This window comes from Blautia sp. LMAG:36, assembly GCF_008680535.1.
GTDB classification, from domain to species: Bacteria; Bacillota; Clostridia; order Lachnospirales; family Lachnospiraceae; genus Blautia_A; species Blautia_A fusiformis.
Genome location: NZ_NALB01000004.1, coordinates 277,337 through 295,000 on the forward strand (window position 1 = coordinate 277,337; position 17,664 = coordinate 295,000).

Annotated in this window: 18 protein-coding genes and 1 riboswitch (1 of these 19 running past the window's edge); of the genes, 15 read left to right on the forward strand and 3 right to left on the reverse strand. The window is 45.7% G+C overall.

The annotated features are described in order from the left end of the window. Positions 1-2: 2 nt before the first annotated feature. The 5 genes from CCC17_RS05550 to CCC17_RS05570 all read left to right on the forward strand — a co-directional run bounded on the left by CCC17_RS05550 (position 3) and on the right by CCC17_RS05570 (position 5,604). A complete protein-coding gene (locus CCC17_RS05550; RefSeq protein ID WP_015526600.1) occupies positions 3-935 on the forward strand; it encodes a serine hydrolase domain-containing protein in 933 nt (310 codons plus the stop codon). Between the two features lie 93 nt (positions 936-1,028). Then, positions 1,029-1,136: riboswitch (TPP riboswitch) on the forward strand. A 248-nt stretch (positions 1,137-1,384) separates the two neighbouring features. Beyond that, complete coding sequence (gene thiS, locus CCC17_RS05555; protein WP_015526603.1) at positions 1,385-1,588, forward strand: sulfur carrier protein ThiS; 204 nt, start codon at positions 1,385-1,387, stop codon at positions 1,586-1,588. A 163-nt stretch (positions 1,589-1,751) separates the two neighbouring features. Further along, complete coding sequence (locus CCC17_RS05560) at positions 1,752-2,537, forward strand: thiazole synthase (RefSeq protein ID WP_015526604.1); 786 nt, start codon at positions 1,752-1,754, stop codon at positions 2,535-2,537. A 193-nt stretch (positions 2,538-2,730) separates the two neighbouring features. Then, positions 2,731-3,972 carry a 2-iminoacetate synthase ThiH gene (gene thiH / locus CCC17_RS05565; RefSeq protein ID WP_118515990.1) on the forward strand — a complete coding sequence of 414 codons (1,242 nt, stop codon included), beginning with the start codon at positions 2,731-2,733 and terminating at the stop codon, positions 3,970-3,972. A gap of 615 nt (positions 3,973-4,587) precedes the next feature. Further along, positions 4,588-5,604, forward strand: coding sequence for a sulfate ABC transporter substrate-binding protein (locus CCC17_RS05570; protein WP_173759528.1), 1,017 nt, complete (start codon positions 4,588-4,590; stop codon positions 5,602-5,604). A 104-nt stretch (positions 5,605-5,708) separates the two neighbouring features. On the opposite strand, the gene CCC17_RS05575 is transcribed toward CCC17_RS05570, so the two are convergent. The 3 genes from CCC17_RS05575 to CCC17_RS05585 all read right to left on the reverse strand — a co-directional run bounded on the left by CCC17_RS05575 (position 5,709) and on the right by CCC17_RS05585 (position 9,123). After that, positions 5,709-7,019 (reverse strand): hypothetical protein, encoded by a 1,311-nt coding sequence (locus CCC17_RS05575; protein WP_287082680.1) that lies wholly within the window; start codon positions 7,017-7,019, stop codon positions 5,709-5,711. Between the two features lie 199 nt (positions 7,020-7,218). Next, positions 7,219-7,932 carry a response regulator transcription factor gene (locus tag CCC17_RS05580; RefSeq protein ID WP_287082681.1) on the reverse strand — a complete coding sequence of 238 codons (714 nt, stop codon included), beginning with the start codon at positions 7,930-7,932 and terminating at the stop codon, positions 7,219-7,221. Beyond that, a complete protein-coding gene (locus CCC17_RS05585; protein WP_227574303.1) occupies positions 7,933-9,123 on the reverse strand; it encodes a sensor histidine kinase in 1,191 nt (396 codons plus the stop codon). It lies immediately after the preceding gene. 304 nt (positions 9,124-9,427) lie between these two features. On the opposite strand from CCC17_RS05585, the gene CCC17_RS05590 reads away from it, so the two are divergent. From CCC17_RS05590 to CCC17_RS05635, 10 genes are all read left to right on the forward strand, one after another. Beyond that, on the forward strand, positions 9,428-10,666 hold the full coding sequence (locus CCC17_RS05590; RefSeq protein ID WP_022426722.1) for an O-acetylhomoserine aminocarboxypropyltransferase/cysteine synthase family protein: 1,239 nt from the start codon (positions 9,428-9,430) through the stop codon (positions 10,664-10,666). Between the two features lie 40 nt (positions 10,667-10,706). Then, positions 10,707-11,570 (forward strand): 4Fe-4S binding protein, encoded by an 864-nt coding sequence (locus tag CCC17_RS05595; protein WP_287082682.1) that lies wholly within the window; start codon positions 10,707-10,709, stop codon positions 11,568-11,570. After that, positions 11,563-11,808, forward strand: a complete 246-nt coding sequence (locus CCC17_RS05600) for a sulfurtransferase TusA family protein (RefSeq protein ID WP_015526613.1) — start codon at positions 11,563-11,565, stop codon at positions 11,806-11,808. The genes CCC17_RS05595 and CCC17_RS05600 overlap by 8 nt, the downstream gene beginning before the upstream one ends. Before the next feature lie 12 nt (positions 11,809-11,820). Further along, the gene (gene thiS / locus CCC17_RS05605) at positions 11,821-12,030 is read left to right on the forward strand and encodes a sulfur carrier protein ThiS (RefSeq protein ID WP_021650460.1); all 210 of its coding nucleotides are present in this window, start codon (positions 11,821-11,823) and stop codon (positions 12,028-12,030) included. Next, the gene (gene thiF, locus CCC17_RS05610) at positions 12,030-12,836 is read left to right on the forward strand and encodes a thiazole biosynthesis adenylyltransferase ThiF (protein WP_287082684.1); all 807 of its coding nucleotides are present in this window, start codon (positions 12,030-12,032) and stop codon (positions 12,834-12,836) included. The genes thiS (CCC17_RS05605) and thiF overlap by 1 nt, the downstream gene beginning before the upstream one ends. Before the next feature lie 85 nt (positions 12,837-12,921). Next, positions 12,922-13,338: a M67 family metallopeptidase gene (locus tag CCC17_RS05615; protein WP_022426720.1), complete on the forward strand. Its 417-nt coding sequence runs from the start codon at positions 12,922-12,924 to the stop codon at positions 13,336-13,338. Between the two features lie 5 nt (positions 13,339-13,343). Further along, positions 13,344-15,050 carry an adenylyl-sulfate reductase subunit alpha gene (locus tag CCC17_RS05620; protein ID WP_330383056.1) on the forward strand — a complete coding sequence of 569 codons (1,707 nt, stop codon included), beginning with the start codon at positions 13,344-13,346 and terminating at the stop codon, positions 15,048-15,050. Beyond that, entirely contained in the window at positions 15,034-15,345 is a 312-nt protein-coding gene (locus CCC17_RS05625; protein WP_015526617.1) for a 4Fe-4S dicluster domain-containing protein, read from the forward strand. The genes CCC17_RS05620 and CCC17_RS05625 overlap by 17 nt, the downstream gene beginning before the upstream one ends. A 56-nt stretch (positions 15,346-15,401) precedes the next feature. Then, complete coding sequence (gene cysD, locus CCC17_RS05630) at positions 15,402-16,304, forward strand: sulfate adenylyltransferase subunit CysD (protein ID WP_015526618.1); 903 nt, start codon at positions 15,402-15,404, stop codon at positions 16,302-16,304. A 1-nt stretch (position 16,305) separates the two neighbouring features. Beyond that, positions 16,306-17,664, forward strand: partial view of a sulfate adenylyltransferase subunit 1 gene (locus CCC17_RS05635; protein ID WP_287082686.1) — the 5' portion only. It continues 327 nt past the right edge of the window; 1,359 of the gene's 1,686 nt are visible here — the first part of the coding sequence; it begins with the start codon at positions 16,306-16,308; its stop codon lies off the right edge, out of view.

Consider the following 17,664-nt stretch of genomic DNA (forward strand, 5'->3'; position numbering starts at 1 on the left):
TTATGAATAAAGACCAGAACCTGATCAATGAATTTGCTATCAAAACTTTAAAAGAAAATCTCAATGTTATGTATGCGCAGATATGGCGTGAAGGACAGTTAACGGCAGAATATAAAAGAATGCCGGTCAAGACACGCCTTAACACCTGGTCTGCCTGCAAGGGTGTTGTGTCCTGTGCGGCAGGAATCGCACTTGATGAAGGGCTGATTCGACTTGATGAGAAGATTGTGGATATTTTTCCAGAGTATGCACCGGAGAATCCGGAAGGATATCTGGGGGATGTAACGCTGGAAAATATGCTGACAATGACTACAGGTTTGGAAAGCTCTCTGTTTTTCTGTGACTGGCCGGAGCGTTACACAACTCCGGACTGGATCCGATATTTCTTCGAGAATGCGAAAGTGATAAAAAAACCGGGAACAGAATGGCTGTACAGTAATTTTAATACTTATATGATCAGCTGTGCGATTGAAAAACGTGCGGGAGTTAATCTTCTGGAATATTTGAGAAATCGCTTTTTTGAGCCGCTTGGAATTGGAAATCCAGACTGGACTTTGTGTCCGAAAGGGCATGTGCATGCGGCTAATGGACTTTATGTGAATATTGATGAGTTTACCCGGTATGGACAGATGATTCTTCACAAGGGAAATTATAATGGAAAACAGCTGGTGCCAGAGTCGTACATGAAGATGGCAACGTCCAATCTGGTGGATAATTCAGTGGCAGGAAGTCCGGGAAATCTATATTCCGGTTTTGGATATGGATATCAGTTTGTAATGAATCCGGAAGCCGGTTCCTATCGATCCGATGGAAATTATGGTCAGTTCTGCCTGGCATTTCCGGATAAAGATGTAGTAGTAACTGTGATGTCACTGGAGGGGGATTTCCAGAAAATAGGAAATCATCTATGGACGACAGTGATTCCTGAATTATAAGAATTCTGTCTTGCAAATCAGACAGTGAAAGGTGAAAGGTAGCTTAAATCTTTCCGACTTGACATTGATTAGAAATCGTTTTATACTAACTCATGTAAATAACAGGGGAGCTTGTGATGGCAGGCTGAGAGGAAGTCTTCAACTTCGACCCTTATACCTGATTTGGATAATGCCAACGTAGGAACGTATAAGATGGATTTACGGGAGATACTTTGGTGTATCTCCTTTTTTATTGGATGCAGATGTTTTTATCCGATTGAATACGTAAGATCAGGATTTACAGGGAAGGGATCAAGAGCGAATGCTTTTAACCCCGGTATCGACAATTGAATATTGGGAAATTTGAGAGTGAACTGAGTTCATGAAGGGGTGCACCACCGCGGGTGTATTTCTTTGTGAACTCTTTTTTATTGACGAATAGCTTTTGAAGTTTCCGGAAAGGAGAGATCATGATCACAGTAAATGGTGAAAGCAGAACATTGGAAAAGCCGGTGACAGTAACAGAATATCTGGAAGCATGTAACTATGTTCCGGTGCAGGTTGTAGTAGAGCTGAATGAAGAGATCATTAAGAGAGACACTTATGATACAACAGTACTGAAAGATGGCGATGTTGTGGAGATTCTGCAGTTTATGGGCGGCGGAAGCTGCTGATGTCGCTATAGAGATAAAATTAGGTATATATACCACGGCAGTAACTGACAGATAAGTTACTGAAAAAATGCAGATGAAGAATGATCTGGCAGAAGAAGGCGCTGGTTATAAATCGGTGGAAATATTTTCTGCAAACAGACATAAAGAAAGGTGGACATAAAAAATGACAACAGCAAACACAAATGAAGACAAACTGATCTTGGGAGGCCATGAGTTTACTTCCCGTTTTATCCTTGGTTCCGGAAAATTTTCCCTGGAGCTTGTAAAAGCATGTATTGAAAAAGCAGGAACTCAGATCGTAACACTTGCCCTGCGTCGTGCAAATGAGGGTGGGCTTGCCAATATTCTTGACTATGTGCCGAAGGATGTTACTCTTCTTCCGAATACATCAGGAGCCAGAAATGCAGAGGAAGCAGTCCGTATTGCAAGACTTTCCCGCGAGCTTGGCTGTGGAGATTTTGTAAAGATCGAAGTTATCCATGATTCCAAATATCTTCTTCCGGATAACTATGAGACCATCAAGGCAACAGAGATCCTTGCAAAAGAGGGCTTTGTAGTTATGCCATACATGTATCCGGATCTGAATGCAGCTAGAGATCTGGTGAATGCAGGAGCTGCCTGTGTAATGCCGCTTGGCTCTCCAATCGGTTCCAACAAAGGAATCTGTACAAAAGAATTCATTCAGATCCTTATCGACGAGATCGACCTTCCGATCATCGTGGACGCAGGAATCGGCCGCCCGTCACAGGCATGTGAGGCTATGGAAATGGGTGCTGCAGCAGTTATGGCAAATACAGCCATTGCAACTGCAGGAGACGTCCGTGTTATGGCGGAAGCCTTTAAGAAAGCTATTGAGGCAGGAAGAAGTGCATATCTTTCCGGTATGGGAAGAACTCTGGAGAGAGGTGCAAGTGCATCCTCACCACTGACCGGATTTTTGCATGAGTAAAATAATGACAGTATATTGAAAGACTCGGAAATATACGGTTATTAAGGGGAAATCTGTGTAGCGAAAGCGGATTGCGAATATTCACTTGATGCAGATCAACCAGAGCAGAAAAGAAAACGAATGGCTAAAAACAGATACTGAAATATTACAAATTTGAAAATAATAAAAGTACGAGAGGAGCGACACAACAACAATGGCAGAAACAGTACAGGCCAGTCAGCAGGACGGCCATTTTAATGAAAGTATCGTAAATGAAGAAATTCTGGAAGATATGAAAAAGAACCGTATCGATCACATGAAGTACCTTCCGGATATGGAACAGCTGGAAGAATCTGATGTAATGGATCAGGTTATTTCCGCAATGAACGCATATGATTATGATAAGTACACAGAAGCGGATGTACGGAGAGCGCTTGCTCATGACAACCGCACACCGGAGGATTTTAAAGCACTGCTTTCACCGGCAGCGCTGCCTCTTCTGGAAGAAATCGCACAGGCTGCACGGATCGAAACAAGGAAACATTTTGGGAACAGTATCTGCATGTTTACACCGATCTACATTGCAAACTACTGTGAGAACTACTGTATTTACTGTGGATTTAACTGCCACAACAAGATCCGCCGCGCACAGCTGAATGCAGATGAGATCGAGAAAGAGATGGCAGCTATTGCAGAAACCGGACTCCAGGAGATTTTGATCCTTACCGGAGAGAGCAAAACGAAATCTAATGTGGAATATATCGGAAAGGCCTGTGAGATCGCCCGGAAATATTTCAAGGTAGTCGGTCTTGAGGTGTATCCGATGAACTCTGATGAGTACGCATATCTTCACAAATGTGGCGCAGATTATGTGACAGTTTTCCAGGAGACATATAATTCTGATAAATACGAAACTCTGCATCTGGCAGGCCACAAGAGGATTTTTCCATACAGGTTAAATACACAGGAGCGTGCGTTAAAAGGCGGCATGCGAGGTGTTGGTTTTGCGGCACTTCTGGGACTGGATGATTTCCGCAAGGATGCTTTTGCAACGGGATATCATGCATATCTTCTGCAGAGAAAATATCCACACGCAGAGATCGCTTTTTCCTGCCCGAGACTTCGTCCGATCATCAACAACGACAGGATCAACCCGAAGGATGTACACGAACCGCAGCTTTTGCAGGTAGTCTGTGCATATCGTCTGTTTATGCCGTTTGCAAGTATTACTGTATCCACCAGAGAGTGTGAGCGTGTCCGTGACAATCTGGTGAATATCGCAGCAACCAAGATCTCTGCAGGTGTCAGCACCGGAATCGGAAGCCATGTGGATGATATTGAGGATAAAGGTGATGATCAGTTTGAGATTTCCGACGGAAGGTCTGTGGACGAAGTTTTCAACGCCCTGAAAGACCACGGCCTGCAGCCGGTGATGAATGATTATATTTATCTGTGAGATGAAGGCGGCGAAAGAGGATCACACAGACTACCGAGGATAACTTCTGTGGAATATGTGGAAAACCATTCGCCCGAAAGAGCGATTTTTCAGGGTGAGTGTGGATAACTGTTTCGGAAGAATGAATGCAGAAAGATTTTTAGCAAACAGAGGACAGTGCTGGAAGAATTTGTCGTCAGAACAAGAGTGATTTTTCAGTCCGGGTCTGATAAAATGGATATAACCCGGTTTATCTTAAAGAGAAAAATGCAGATGAGGTTTTTGTCAGAATGAAAGAAAAGCAGCTGCATGGAGAAGAACTGACCAAAGAAGATCTCAAACGTGCTGTCAAAGATGAAGCTTACCGCAAAAAACTCCTGGAAGAGCTGAATTCACAAGGTTGATTGCGTTTTCACAAAATCTTTCAACGGTGATGAAGAATATGCAAAAAAGAGTGCGAAATCTATGGATAACAGCTAAAAATTAGACATAAAAACCTGTAAAATCCGCCAAAATATCCCTGATTTTGAAAACTCCTGAAAACGGTTTCCAATCTAATAGTTTTCATATGTACTTACTCATGTTTATAATAGCCCCAACAACAAAACACGAGGCAAAACACAGGAGGTAAGTATTATGAAAAGAAGATGGAAATCAGCAGTAGCAGCTTTTGCAGCAATAGCAACAATTGGAAGCCTTACAGGCGTAACCACCTATGCGGCGGACAGTGTCAGCATCACCAATGTATCTTATGATCCGACCAGAGAGCTTTACGAGCAGTACAACAAGAGCTTCCAGGAACACTGGAAGGAAAAAACCGGCCAGGATGTGGAGATCACACAGTCCCATGGTGGTTCCGGCAAGCAGGCACTTGAGGTTGCCAACGGACTGGAAGCAGATGTGGTAACACTGGCACTGGAGTATGATGTAGATGCGATCCAGGATGCAGGACTCATCGATGACGGATGGGTGGACGAATTTCCGGAGGACAGCGCTCCCTATACTTCGACTATTGTATTTCTTGTGAGAAAAGGAAATCCGAAGAACATCAAAGACTGGGACGATCTGGTAAAGAAAGACGTAGGTGTGATCACACCAAACCCGAAAACCTCCGGCGGAGCAAGATGGAACTATCTGGCAGCCTGGGCCTATGCAAAAGATAAATATAACGGAGACGAGGACAAAATTAAAGAATTCATCGGAGACCTTTACAAAAACGTACTTGTCCTGGACACCGGAGCCAGAGGCGCAACGACCTCTTTCGTGGAAAACGGACAGGGTGATGTACTGATCGCCTGGGAAAATGAAGCCTATCTTTCCGTAAAGGATTATCCGGACGACTACGAGATCGTAACACCAAGCATCAGCATCCTTGCACAGCCATCTGTAGCAGTAGTCGATAAAGTCGTAGACAAAAGAGGCACCAGAGATGTGGCAGAGGAATATCTGAATTATCTCTATTCCGATGAAGCACAGCGGATCGCCGGTGATAATTATTACCGTCCGTCAAACCAGGATATTCTGAAGGAATACTCCGATGTGTTTGACCTGGACATCAATCTTGTCACCATTGATGATTTCGGCGGATGGAAAAAGGCACAGGAAACACATTTCTCAGATGGAGGGATTTTTGATCAGATTTACGAAGGATAGACAGCAGAAGATATAGTTGGACACAATAACACAAAGAAGCTGCAGAACAGTGAAAAAACAGAGTCTGCAGCTTCTTTTATGTAAATATTGTGAATCACAAGGGATCAGGCATGGCTTCCTTCGGTCAGGGAACAGCCGTCCATTATACGGATCCCGTTTATGACATCCAGATAAGTGTCATACATTTCCTTCCATTCATCAGAGGCGTCCTTGGAGTACTGGCTGATGGTGGACAGAAGATCGTATTTTTTGCCGTCGACGGTTTCGATACGGCCGAGATAGCCCTGCCATACACTGTCCAGAGGCTGGTCTTCTCCATCGTAATATCTGGCTTCCAGAGTCAGTACAGGAACATCCTCATTGTAATAAGTCAGTTTATATCCACCATTTTCGGTTTCGGTTGTTTCATAACGGCAGAGATATTTCCAGCGCTCCGGAGTGAGGACCTGGAAGTAATCCGTCATGGCCATATCCACACGCTCTGCGTAAACGAAATCTATGGATTTGATCAGCTCTGTGGCTTCCTTTTCGGCGGCCTTATCATAGGTGTCTGACGGAGTCAGGACAAAAAGTCCGAATGTATAATCGTCAGTCTGGCATACAAGAGCATCTACATTTTTTTCTTCTTCGTTGACTTCGGTTAAGTATTGATATTTCGTGGCAGGATAAGATTCAAAGGTAAGATCCTTTTTGGTGATGATCTCACCCTTTACCGGATAGTATTCTGCCAGAAAACCCTTCAGGGAAGAATCCTCCAGAGAGGAATTCGGTACTTTTAAAACAAAGGCAGTGCTTTTTCCGCCATTTACGGAACGCTGCTCGAAATAACCTTCTTTTTCGGGCATGGATTCTCTGATCGTATCATCGGCAGGGAATCCAACCCGCATATGAAGCTCGCCGCGCTTTTCCGATTCGGAGGAATCTTCCGTGTTTGTATCGGAAGAGGAATTTGGGTATGAAGAATCGGAATCCTGCGAGGAGGAGTTTCCACTGGTATCGGAGGATTCTTCTGAAGAATCTCCGGAGGAGGAATCAGTTTCAGAATCGGAATATTCCTGAAGATTGCCGTAGTCATCAATATAATATTTATCTCTGGAGCCAATATATGTGGTTCCGGTGGCATCTTCCAGCCACACACTGCCGTCCTCATAATAATAATGAGGCTCAAAATAACCGTCCTGTTCGGTCCAGCCGGCATCGTTGCCTTCCATCAGTTCACCGGAATCCGGGTCAGGGGTATAATTACCTTCCCCGATATATTCATCCTCGGAACCATTGCGGTACCAGTAATCTCCGTTTTCATCCTGCCAGATGTACTGACCGTCATCGGTTGGAGGGTCAGAAGCGAGGACCGGGACTGCAGATATGGAAAGAGCAATCGCGCCTGTTAAAAGAACTAAGATTTTTTTATGCATAGGCACCTCCTGATAAATTGCGCAGCAGTTAGCTGCTTACTATTCTTTGATCATAAATTTTTACAAATAAAAAAGATCTGTCTGTTAAGTACATTGTAACAGACAGATCCCGATATCCGGAAATGTGAAGAAAAAGAGACATTTACGGAAAGCTGCGTACAGGTCTGGAAATATGCTATCCGATCGTGAAAAGACCGGCTTACCGGCAGGTAAAAAGATATCCCTTCCCATAAACCGAGACAATGTCATACTCATCGGTATCTTCGGCACCGATCTTGGTCCGGAGGTTAAAGATATGCCGTCGTACCGTGCTGGTATCTGTTCCTGCACAGCTGCCCCATACCGCTTCGTAGAGCTCCTTTGCAGAAAAAATCTTCTCCTGGTTTTCTGCAAGGAGACGCAGCAGAGAGAATTCGGTCCGGGTAAGGCCTATGTCGGCATTATTGAGATATGCATGGCCGTCCGAAAGATCCAGCCGCAGGCTGCCGATGGTGATCTGACGGGAGGACTGAAATTTTTCTTTTATTTTTTCTTCCATTCGTTTCTGGCGTTCCAGAAGCATCTGGATCACGGCCAGAAATTCATCGAAATTATAAGGTTTGGTGAGATAATAGTCGCCTCCCTGCTGAAGTCCTTCTACCCGATCCCGGATATCACTTTTTCCGGTGAGAAAAAGAACCGGATTCATGGTTTTTTCGCGGAAGCGGCGGCAGATATCCAGACCGTTTCCGTCTGGAAGCATAATGTCCAGGATAAGAAGATCCGGCAGCTGTTTTTCAAGCTGATGACAGGCTTCGGCGGCTGTCTGTGCAGTGTGGACATCGTAGCCACGGCGCCGCAGCATCCGGCAGTTGGTATTCAGCACCTGTTCTTCATCCTCGACCATAAGGATAAGTGATTTCTTTTCATTCATTTATGATTCCTCCTCCGGAAGTGAGAAGAACACCTGAGTTCCCTCGCCTTCTTTACTTTTCAGCCATATTTTGCCGCCATGGGCAGTGATGATCTGATGACAGACATAGAGGCCTATGCCGTGCCGCCAGTAATCCTTATCAGCGGAAACATAACCCTTGAGTGCGTTTTTTCGCATTTCTTCTGACATGCCGGTTCCGGTGTCGGAGACGCAGATGGTCTGCCAGCCCGGTTCGCCGGTAAGCGAAATGGTGATGGTTCCGTTTTGGGTGTGACGCTCTGCATTGGAGATCAGATTGGTGACAACCTGGATCAGCCGTTCCGGATCAGCAGAGATTTCCGGGAGTCCGGATTGTGTCGTAAGGACCAGCTGATTGTTCTTTGAGCTTGGATGACTGCAGTAGTCTTTTTTTACAGAATACAAAAGACCGGACAGATCTGATGAGACAAGGGAAAGGGCAAGCCGTCCCTGCTCAATGGAAACCGTATCCATCAGATCCAGCACGATCCGGTCGATCCGCATTACCGACTGTTCAATGGTGCGGAGATTTTCCTGCATAAGAGAGAAATCCAGAGGCTCTTCCTCAAGGAGCTCGGAGGTGTCCCGCGCGTGGAGGGAAATGGAACTCAGAGGATTTTTAATCTCATGGGCAACGGTGGTCAGGAAGGTGGATTTGGCATTATCAAGGGAGCGCAGTCGCAGATTCTGTTCCTCCAGAAGGAGCTGCTGCTGGTTATATTCCTTCAGATGAAAATAGAGAACACTGCCGCAGACAATACTTACAGAGACAAACGCCAGAAGGATATCTGCCAGCCGGTCTGCTTCCGTGGCAAAAGGAGTTACAGTGTCCGGGAAATGGTATGCAACCAGACACAGTCCCATATAAAGGAGGATCTCCAGCAGGGAAACGATCAGAGCGCGTCTTTTTTCCAGCATCAGCACGGTAAAAATAATAGCAAACACAAAGAATGCCGGCATGCCGCCACGATAACCGCCGCTGGTAAAAAACATCACCGGAAAAACGAGCAGAAAGATCACGACAATGGTGATCAGGTAGCAGCGCTGATATTTTCCACTGTAATAGGAATAAAGAAAAAGCCCTCCGGAGATTGCAACCAGCGCAAAATTGATCAGTACATTTCCCCAGGAACCGGTCCCGAGACTGAGAAAGGCCATGATCAGGCTAATCACAGTACCTCCCAAGGCGAGGATGTTGAACAGCCGGACGCGGAAATCAAGGGTGGGACTGAATAAAGAGTGAAAAATATTCCGGAGCTTCGGGTTTATATTGATAGGGATCACCTCCTGTTCTTAATGTAGGTTTGTATGCCTGCGGGAATCTTTCTTTTGGTGCTGTAATTATCGTAACTGTTATAATTGTATCATGCTGTCGTATAGTTGTGTACACAAAAAAATACATTTAATCCCGTTTTCCTATTGACATACTATGAATAGTAGGTTAATATAAGTGTCAACAAAAGAAAGGGAAGAGGCTATGAACGAATACGGCTTTAATACAGGGCTGCTCCACGGCACCAACGAGAAATATCCACAGGGTGCAACACAGGTTCCAATCTATCAGAGCAGCGCATTCCGACATGACAGCGCGGAAGACCTGGAGAAAATTTTTGACAATAAAAAAATGGGCTTCTCCTATACAAGGATCAACAATCCTACGGTAGAGTCCTTTGAGAAGCGAGTGACCATGCTGGAGGATGGGATCGGCAGTGTGGCCTGTGCATCCGGAATGGCAGCGCTGACCAATGCGTTTCTGAACATTCTTCAGGCGGGAGACGAGATCGTGGCAGCCTGCGGACTGTACGGCGGAACCGTGGAACTGTTCGATGATCTGAAGCCTTTCGGGATTTCCGTAAAATATGTGAAAGAGAATAAGCCGGAAGCTTTTGAGGCAGAGATCACAGAGAAGACGCGACTTGTTTTTGCGGAGACCATTGGCAACCCCAAGCTGGATGTTACCGATATCCAGGCAGTTGCGGAAGTGGCACATAAGCATGACGTACCGCTGATCGTAGACAACACGGTGGCAACCCCGTATCTGATCCAGCCACTGAAGCTTGGAGCTGACATAGTGGTTCATTCCTCTTCCAAATATATCAATGGAAGCAGCGATGCCATCAGCGGTATTCTTGTCTGTGGTAAGGGTCTGAAATGGGACCCTGACCGATATCCGGGACTTGCTCCATACCGGAAATTCGGACCATTTGCATATATCGCCAAGCTTAGAAACGGACTTTTCCGGAACACTGGCGCGTGTCTTGCTCCGCAGAATGCTTTCCTTAATAACCTGGGACTGGAAACCCTGGGACTTCGAATGCAGAGACAGTGTGATAATGCACTGGAGCTTGCGAGATTTTTACAGGGCCTGGGTGGTGACATTGAAGTAAATTATCCGGGACTGGAAGAAAGCCCTTATCACGAAATTGCGGAAAAGCAGTTCAGGAATGGCTACGGAGCTATCGTAACCGTAAGAACCGGAAGCAAGGAGAAGGCTTTTTCCATTATTAATTCATTGAAGATCCCGCTGATCATCTCCAATATCGGAGATACGAAGACCCTGGTGATCCATCCGGAATCCACCATCGCGGCACACATCTCCGACGAAGAGAAGCTGCAGTCCGGAGTATTCGAGGATCTGATCCGTATCAGTGTGGGAATTGAAGATATTGAAGATTTAAAAGAAGATTTCAAACAAGCGATAGAAAATAACCGATAAAATCTAAGAGCTGCACCAGCAGAGAAATGGAGAGTTCGTTATGGCAAAAGTAGATTACGCTACATTAAAAAAAGGTGGTTTCATGAGACAGAAGCAGAAAAATAATTTTTCTCTTCGTCTTGCCTGTGTAGGCGGTACATTTACCGCAGAAAACCTTAAGAAGATCGCAGAGGTAGCTGAGAAATACGGTGACGGATATGTACATCTTACTTCCAGACAGGGAGTTGAGATCCCGTTCATTAAATTAGATGATATTGATGATGTAAAGGATGATCTTGCAAAAGGCGGATGCAAGCCTGGTGTCTGCGGACCGAGAGTCCGTACAGTTACAGCCTGCCAGGGCAACGCTGTCTGTCCAAGCGGAAATATCAACAGCTATGACATTGCAGTGAAATTAAATGAAAGATATTTCGGAAGAGAGCTTCCTCATAAATTTAAATTCGGTGTTACCGGATGCCAGAACAACTGTCTGAAGGCAGAGGAGAATGATGTAGGGATCAAGGGAGCGGCTGAGGTCAGCTGGAAAGAGGATGCATGTATCCACTGTGGTGTCTGCGAAAAAGCCTGCAGAGAAAACGCCATCTCCTTTAAAGATGACAAGCTGGTGATCGACACAGAGAAATGTAACTACTGCGGCAGATGTGCAAAATCCTGTCCGGTAGATGCATGGGATGTAAACGAAGCATATATCGTTTCCTTTGGCGGAACGTTTGGAAATCACATCAGCAAGGGACAGGAATTCCTTCCGCTGATCACCTCTGAGGAGCAGCTTTTCAGAGTGACCGATGCAGCGATCCAGTTCTTTGATGATCATGCAAATCCGGGAGAGCGTTTTAAATTTACCATCGACCGGGTAGGCGCTGAAAAACTTCAGGAAGTTTTGAAAGGAGCATACAATGGCTGATATTAAGATTGATGATACCGTAGATATTACCGATGTGGTCTGCCCGGTAACCTTTGTAAAAGCAAAGGTAGCACTTGAGGAGCTGGATGACGGACAGATCCTGGCGATCAAAATGAACGATGGCGAGCCGGTACAGAATGTGCCGAGAAGCGTGAAGGAAGAAGGACATCAGATCCTGAAGCTCGAGGACAACGAAGACGGAACTTATACACTGATCGTAAGAAAAGTTGAGGAATAGGAGAACAGAGAAATGACAATCACAGTTGCAGGAAATAAAAAAGAGTACGAAGACGGACTGAAGCTTACAGAGCTTATTGAAAAAGAGGATATTGAAAGTCCTGAGTATGTAACCGTAACTATCAACGATGAATTCATCAGCAAGGCAGACGTTCCGGAAACAGAGGTAAAGGACGGCGACGTTGTTGAGTTCCTGTACTACATGGGAGGAGGCGCAAGATAATGGCTTTTACAAATGAGCAGCTTGAGCGGTACTCCCGCCATATCATCCTGAAAGAGGTTGGAGTAAAAGGTCAGAAAAAGCTTCTGAATGCCAAGGTTCTGATCATCGGAGCCGGCGGACTTGGAGCACCGGCAGCCCTTTACCTTGCAGCAGCAGGTGTGGGAACCATCGGGATCGCGGATGCAGATGAGGTAGATCTTTCCAATCTTCAGCGACAGGTCATCCACACAACTGCAGATGTCGGTAAACTGAAGGTAGAGTCTGCGGCTGAGACCATGAAAGCAATCAACCCGGACGTTACTGTAAATACATATCATACCTTTGTAGATTCCACCAACATCATGGATCTGATCAAAGATTACGATTTCATTCTTGACGGAACAGACAATTTTCCTGCAAAATTCCTGATCAACGATGCCTGTGTAATGGCTGAGAAACCGTTTTCACATGCAGGGATCATCCGTTTCCAGGGACAGCTGATGACCTACGTCCCGGGACAGGGACCATGCTACAGATGTGCATTCCAGAGCCCGCCACCAAAGGACGCCGTACCGACCTGTAAGCAGGCTGGCGTGATCGGAGCCATGGGCGGCGTGATCGGAAGCCTTCAGGCAATGGAAGCGATCAAGTATATCATCGGACAGGGTGATCTTCTTACAGGAAGACTTCTTACCTACGATGCGCTGAAGATGACATTCCGTACCGTGAAGCTTCCGAAGAATCATCATTGCCCGGTATGCGGCGATGATCCGACGATCACAGAACTGATCGATTATGAGCAGGCTGTGTGTGAACTGAAGCATTAATAAACACTGATCACAGAAACGAAAAGGTGTCTGCTGGTGCAGATACTGTAAATAAGTATAGAAACCCATTGGAGGCTGCGAAGAAATGCTGAAATTAAAAAAAGAAGATTACGAGAAAATATTAGACCACTGCAGAAAAGGACTTCCCAATGAGTCCTGCGGCCTTCTGGGCGGGACCATTGAGGGCGATGTAAAAACCATCGAGAAAGTGTATCTGCTGACAAATATCGATGAAAGCAACGAACACTTTTCCATGGACCCGAAGGAACAGCTGAGCGCGATCAAGGATATCCGTCAGAACGGATATCAGATGATCGGAAACTTTCATTCTCATCCGGAGTCTCCGTCAAGGCCTTCCGAAGAAGATAAACGACTTGCATTTGACCCGAACATAGAATATCTGATCCTCTCCCTTATGGATGCAGAAAATCCGGTGTTGAAGGCTTTTGGCGTAGATAAAGAGAAAAATGTAACTGTACATGAGCTTCAGATAACAGAGTGATGAGTATGAAAAACAGATTAAACACAAAGGAAATTACAACAGATGTGCTGATCATAGGCGGAGGTACCGCAGGCTGCTATGCGGCGCTGGTTCTCTCAGAACAGAAAGCCGGCAGGGTACTGATCGCAGAAAAAGCAAATATCAGACGAAGCGGCTGTCTGGCAGCAGGTGTTAATGCAATCAATGCCTACATTGTAAAAGGCCGCAAGCCGCAGGATTATGTAGATTATGCAACAAAGGATGCCGCCGGGATCGTAAGGCAGGACCTTCTTCTTACAGCAGCGGAGAATTTCAACGAAGTTACTGCAAAGATGGAAAAGCTTGGGCTTGTGATCCTGAAGGATGAAAATGGTGATTATGTAGCCAGAGGAAACCGTAACATCAAGATCAACGGTGAAAATTTTAAACCACTTCTTGCTGATGCAGTTCATAAAGCTGAGAACGTAGACGTTCTGAATTATGTAAATATCACAGACCTTCTTGTAAAAGATGGACAGGTTTACGGAGCGGTTGGCTTCTCTATTATGGAAGAAACAGCATACATTATCCGGGCAAAAGCAGTTCTTGCTGCAACAGGCGGAGCGGCCGGACTTTATAAGCCGAACAATCCGGGATTTTCCAGACATAAGATGTGGTATCCGCCGTTTAACACAGGTGCCGGATATGCAATGGGAATCCTGGCAGGTGCGGAGATGACGTCCTTTGAGATGCGTTTTATCGCACTTCGCTGCAAGGATACCATTGCTCCTACGGGAACCATCGCACAGGGTGTCAGCGCAAAACAGATCAATGCAGCTGGCGAGATCTATGAGACAAAATACGGACTGACCACAAGCGAGAGAGTTTACGGAACAGTTCGGGAAAATCAGCTTGGCCACGGCCCGTGTTACCTGAAGACTACAGGGATCACGAAGGAACAGGATGAAGATCTTCTGAAGGCTTATCTCAACATGGCACCGAGCCAGACTCTGAAATGGATTGAAAGCGGAAAGAGCCCCAGCGAGCAGGATGTGGAGATCCAGGGAACAGAGCCGTATATCGTAGGCGGTCATACAGCCAGCGGCTACTGGGTAAATACAGGCCGTGAAACCACGGTAAAGGGGCTATATGCAGCTGGTGATGTTGCAGGTGGATGTCCGCAGAAATATGTAACAGGAGCTCTTGCAGAAGGAAAGCTTGCAGCATTGGATATGGTGAAACAGTTTAAGGCCGGAACTCTGAAGGAAGCAGATATTCAGACTGAGACAGAGATTAAGGTTCAGGAAGGGGAAATTCTTTCTCAGTACGAAAAGTTCCGAAATGAAGACGCACCGGCATTTTCCGTGGAAGAGCTGGAAGAAGCCATGCAGAAAGTCATGGATGAATATGCGGGAGGAATTGCTTCTAATTATCAGTTTAATGAGAAGCAGCTTGCTCTTGCAGATGAAAAAATCATTCAGCTTCAGGCTCTTGCCGAAAAAACAGCGGCAGCAGATATGCATGAGCTGATGTTTGCATACGAACTTCGTGAGCGTCTCATTGTGTGCCGTTCACTGATCGCTCATCTGAAAAACCGCAAAGAGACCAGATGGCATTCTTTTAACGAAAATCTGGATCATCCGGAAACAGATGAGAAATTTTATAAATATGTAAATTCGAAACTGGAAAACGGCGAGATCAGGATGATTTTTCGCGACATTGTAAAGGAGGACACATATGAGCATACGAATTGATCAGAAAAAATGTGTTGGCTGCAGAAAATGCAGTGAAGTATGTCCGGGAACCCTGATCGTCATGGAAGATAAAAAAGCCGTGATGAAATATCCGAAAAACTGCTGGGGCTGCGTTTCCTGTGTAAAGGAATGTAAAGCCGGTGCCATCGACTTTTTCCTTGGTGCGGATATCGGCGGGAACGGAAGTATCATGAATGTAAAAAGCGAAGGGGATATTCTTCATTGGATCATTACAAAAACGGACGGTTCTACATCCGTGATCGATGTGGATCGACGGAATTCGAATAAATATTAGACCAGAAGATAAGTGCTGCCGGTTCTGGCGGCCGGAACAGGAGGATGAGATCAGATATGAGTGGATTATCACATTTGGATGAGCTGGAAGCAGAGGCAATTTATATCATCCGTGAAGTTGCAGCAGAGTGCGAGAAGCCGGTAATGCTTTATTCTATAGGAAAAGACAGTTCTGTAATGCTTCATCTTGCAATGAAGGCTTTTTATCCGGAGAAACCGCCATTTCCGTTTCTTCACGTAAATACAACATGGAAATTTAAAGAGATGATAGAGTTTCGTGACAAAACCGCGAAGGATCTGGGAATCGAAATGCTTGAGTACATTAATCAGGATGGTGTGAAGCAGGGTATCAATCCTTTTGACAGCGGCTCCGCATATACAGATATCATGAAAACGCAAGCACTGAAGCAGGCTCTTAAGAAATATGGTTTCACAGCTGCTTTTGGCGGCGGTCGTCGTGACGAGGAGAAAAGCCGTGCAAAAGAGCGTATCTTCTCCTTCCGTAATGCAGAGCAGGCCTGGGATCCGAAGAACCAGCGTCCGGAGATGTGGAAGCTTTATAATACGGAGATCAATAAAGGCGAAAGCATCCGTGTTTTCCCGATTTCCAACTGGACTGAGACGGATATCTGGCAGTACATTAAGAGAGAAAATATCCCGATCGTTCCTCTTTATTTTGCAAAAGAGCGTCCGGTTGTATACAGAGACGGCAACATTATCATGGTGGATGACGACAGAATGCGCCTGAACCCGGGTGAGGAGCCGCAGATGAAAAAGGTCCGTTTCCGTACTCTCGGATGCTATCCTCTGACAGGTGGTATCGAGTCTGACGCGGAGACACTGGACGAGATCATTGACGAGACCTTAAGCTCTGTGGAATCTGAGAGAACCACACGTGTTATTGATTCCGACGGCGGAGCTGCAAGTATGGAAAAAAGAAAGAGAGAGGGGTACTTCTAGGATGAGCGGATTACTGAAATTTATCACTTGCGGAAGTGTAGATGATGGAAAATCTACACTTATCGGTCATATTCTTTATGATTCCAAGCTTTTATATGCGGACCAGGAAAAAGCCCTTCTTCTGGACAGCAAGGTAGGTTCCAGAGGTGGTGCCATTGATTATTCTCTTCTTCTGGATGGCCTGATGGCAGAACGTGAGCAGGGAATCACCATTGATGTTGCGTATCGTTATTTTACAACCGATAAAAGAAGCTTTATTGTTGCGGATACTCCCGGACATGAGGAGTATACAAGGAACATGGCGGTTGGAGCTTCCTTTGCTCAGCTTTCCATTATTCTTGTGGATGCGAAGCAGGGGGTTCTGGTCCAGACAAGGCGTCATGCACGTATCTGCGCTCTGATGGGTATCCATCATTTTGTATTTGCTGTTAACAAAATGGATCTTGTTGATTACAGTGAGAGTCGTTTTAATGAGATCGTAAAGGATATCAATGAGCTTTCTGAGACTCTGGGTCTTCAGGATGTTGTGATCATTCCTGTCAGTGCTACAGAGGGTGATAACGTAACGAAGAAGTCTCCGAATATGCCGTGGTATACGGGCAAAGCTCTTCTGGAGCATCTTGAGACTGTGGATGTTTCCGAGGCTGAGAATGTCAGCGAGTTTTATCTGCCTGTTCAGCGTGTTTCCCGTCCAAACCATGAATTTCGCGGTTTCCAGGGCCAGATCGAGAGTGGCTGGGTTCATGTAGGCGATATCATCACAACGCTCCCAAGCAACGAGACAGCGGCTGTTAAGACGATCCTGGTGGGCAGTGACGATCGTGAAGAGGCTGTTGCCGGTCAGGCTGTTACGATTCAGCTGGATAAAGAAGTGGATGTCAGCCGTGGTTGTGTTCTTACCAATAATAATGAGATTCCGGTGGCTAAAGGTTTCGAGGCTACTCTTCTCTGGATGGATGATTCCAGGCTTGAAGTGGGCAAGGAGTATCTTGTGAAGCTTGGTACCAAGAAGATCGCAGGTGTGGTTAAGAGTATTGAGTTTAAGACGGATGTAAATACCGGGGAGCATCTGCATGCGGATACGATCGAGAAGAATGAGATCGCTCTTTGCAAAATCGGTCTTTCTGATAAGGTTGTGCTGGATGAGTTTAAGAGGAATAAGACTCTTGGTGAGCTGATCCTGATCGACCGTGTGAGTCATATGACTTCTGCATGTGGTGTTGTGGAATCGGTTGATACTGAGGGGGAGAAGCCTTATTTCCAGAAGGATGATGTGAAGGTTGGCGGTTATGTTTTTGAGGAGTTTTATTTTAACCTTGAGAATGCGCTGCTTTCCAAGGCGGATAAAGAGGTTAAGACT

Excerpts from the sequence above, each read along its gene's own strand:
- CCC17_RS05550 (WP_015526600.1), top strand. The coding sequence starts at position 3 with ATGAATAAAGACCAGAACCTGATCAATGAATTTGCTATCAAAACTTTA.
- thiS (WP_015526603.1), top strand. The coding sequence starts at position 1,385 with ATGATCACAGTAAATGGTGAAAGCAGAACATTGGAAAAGCCGGTGACA.
- CCC17_RS05560 (WP_015526604.1), top strand. The coding sequence starts at position 1,752 with ATGACAACAGCAAACACAAATGAAGACAAACTGATCTTGGGAGGCCAT.
- thiH (WP_118515990.1), top strand. The coding sequence starts at position 2,731 with ATGGCAGAAACAGTACAGGCCAGTCAGCAGGACGGCCATTTTAATGAA.
- CCC17_RS05570 (WP_173759528.1), top strand. The coding sequence starts at position 4,588 with ATGAAAAGAAGATGGAAATCAGCAGTAGCAGCTTTTGCAGCAATAGCA.
- CCC17_RS05575 (WP_287082680.1), bottom strand. The coding sequence starts at position 7,019 with ATGCATAAAAAAATCTTAGTTCTTTTAACAGGCGCGATTGCTCTTTCC.
- CCC17_RS05580 (WP_287082681.1), bottom strand. The coding sequence starts at position 7,932 with ATGAATGAAAAGAAATCACTTATCCTTATGGTCGAGGATGAAGAACAG.
- CCC17_RS05590 (WP_022426722.1), top strand. The coding sequence starts at position 9,428 with ATGAACGAATACGGCTTTAATACAGGGCTGCTCCACGGCACCAACGAG.
- CCC17_RS05595 (WP_287082682.1), top strand. The coding sequence starts at position 10,707 with ATGGCAAAAGTAGATTACGCTACATTAAAAAAAGGTGGTTTCATGAGA.
- CCC17_RS05600 (WP_015526613.1), top strand. The coding sequence starts at position 11,563 with ATGGCTGATATTAAGATTGATGATACCGTAGATATTACCGATGTGGTC.
- thiS (WP_021650460.1), top strand. The coding sequence starts at position 11,821 with ATGACAATCACAGTTGCAGGAAATAAAAAAGAGTACGAAGACGGACTG.
- thiF (WP_287082684.1), top strand. The coding sequence starts at position 12,030 with ATGGCTTTTACAAATGAGCAGCTTGAGCGGTACTCCCGCCATATCATC.
- CCC17_RS05615 (WP_022426720.1), top strand. The coding sequence starts at position 12,922 with ATGCTGAAATTAAAAAAAGAAGATTACGAGAAAATATTAGACCACTGC.
- CCC17_RS05620 (WP_330383056.1), top strand. The coding sequence starts at position 13,344 with ATGAAAAACAGATTAAACACAAAGGAAATTACAACAGATGTGCTGATC.
- CCC17_RS05625 (WP_015526617.1), top strand. The coding sequence starts at position 15,034 with ATGAGCATACGAATTGATCAGAAAAAATGTGTTGGCTGCAGAAAATGC.
- cysD (WP_015526618.1), top strand. The coding sequence starts at position 15,402 with ATGAGTGGATTATCACATTTGGATGAGCTGGAAGCAGAGGCAATTTAT.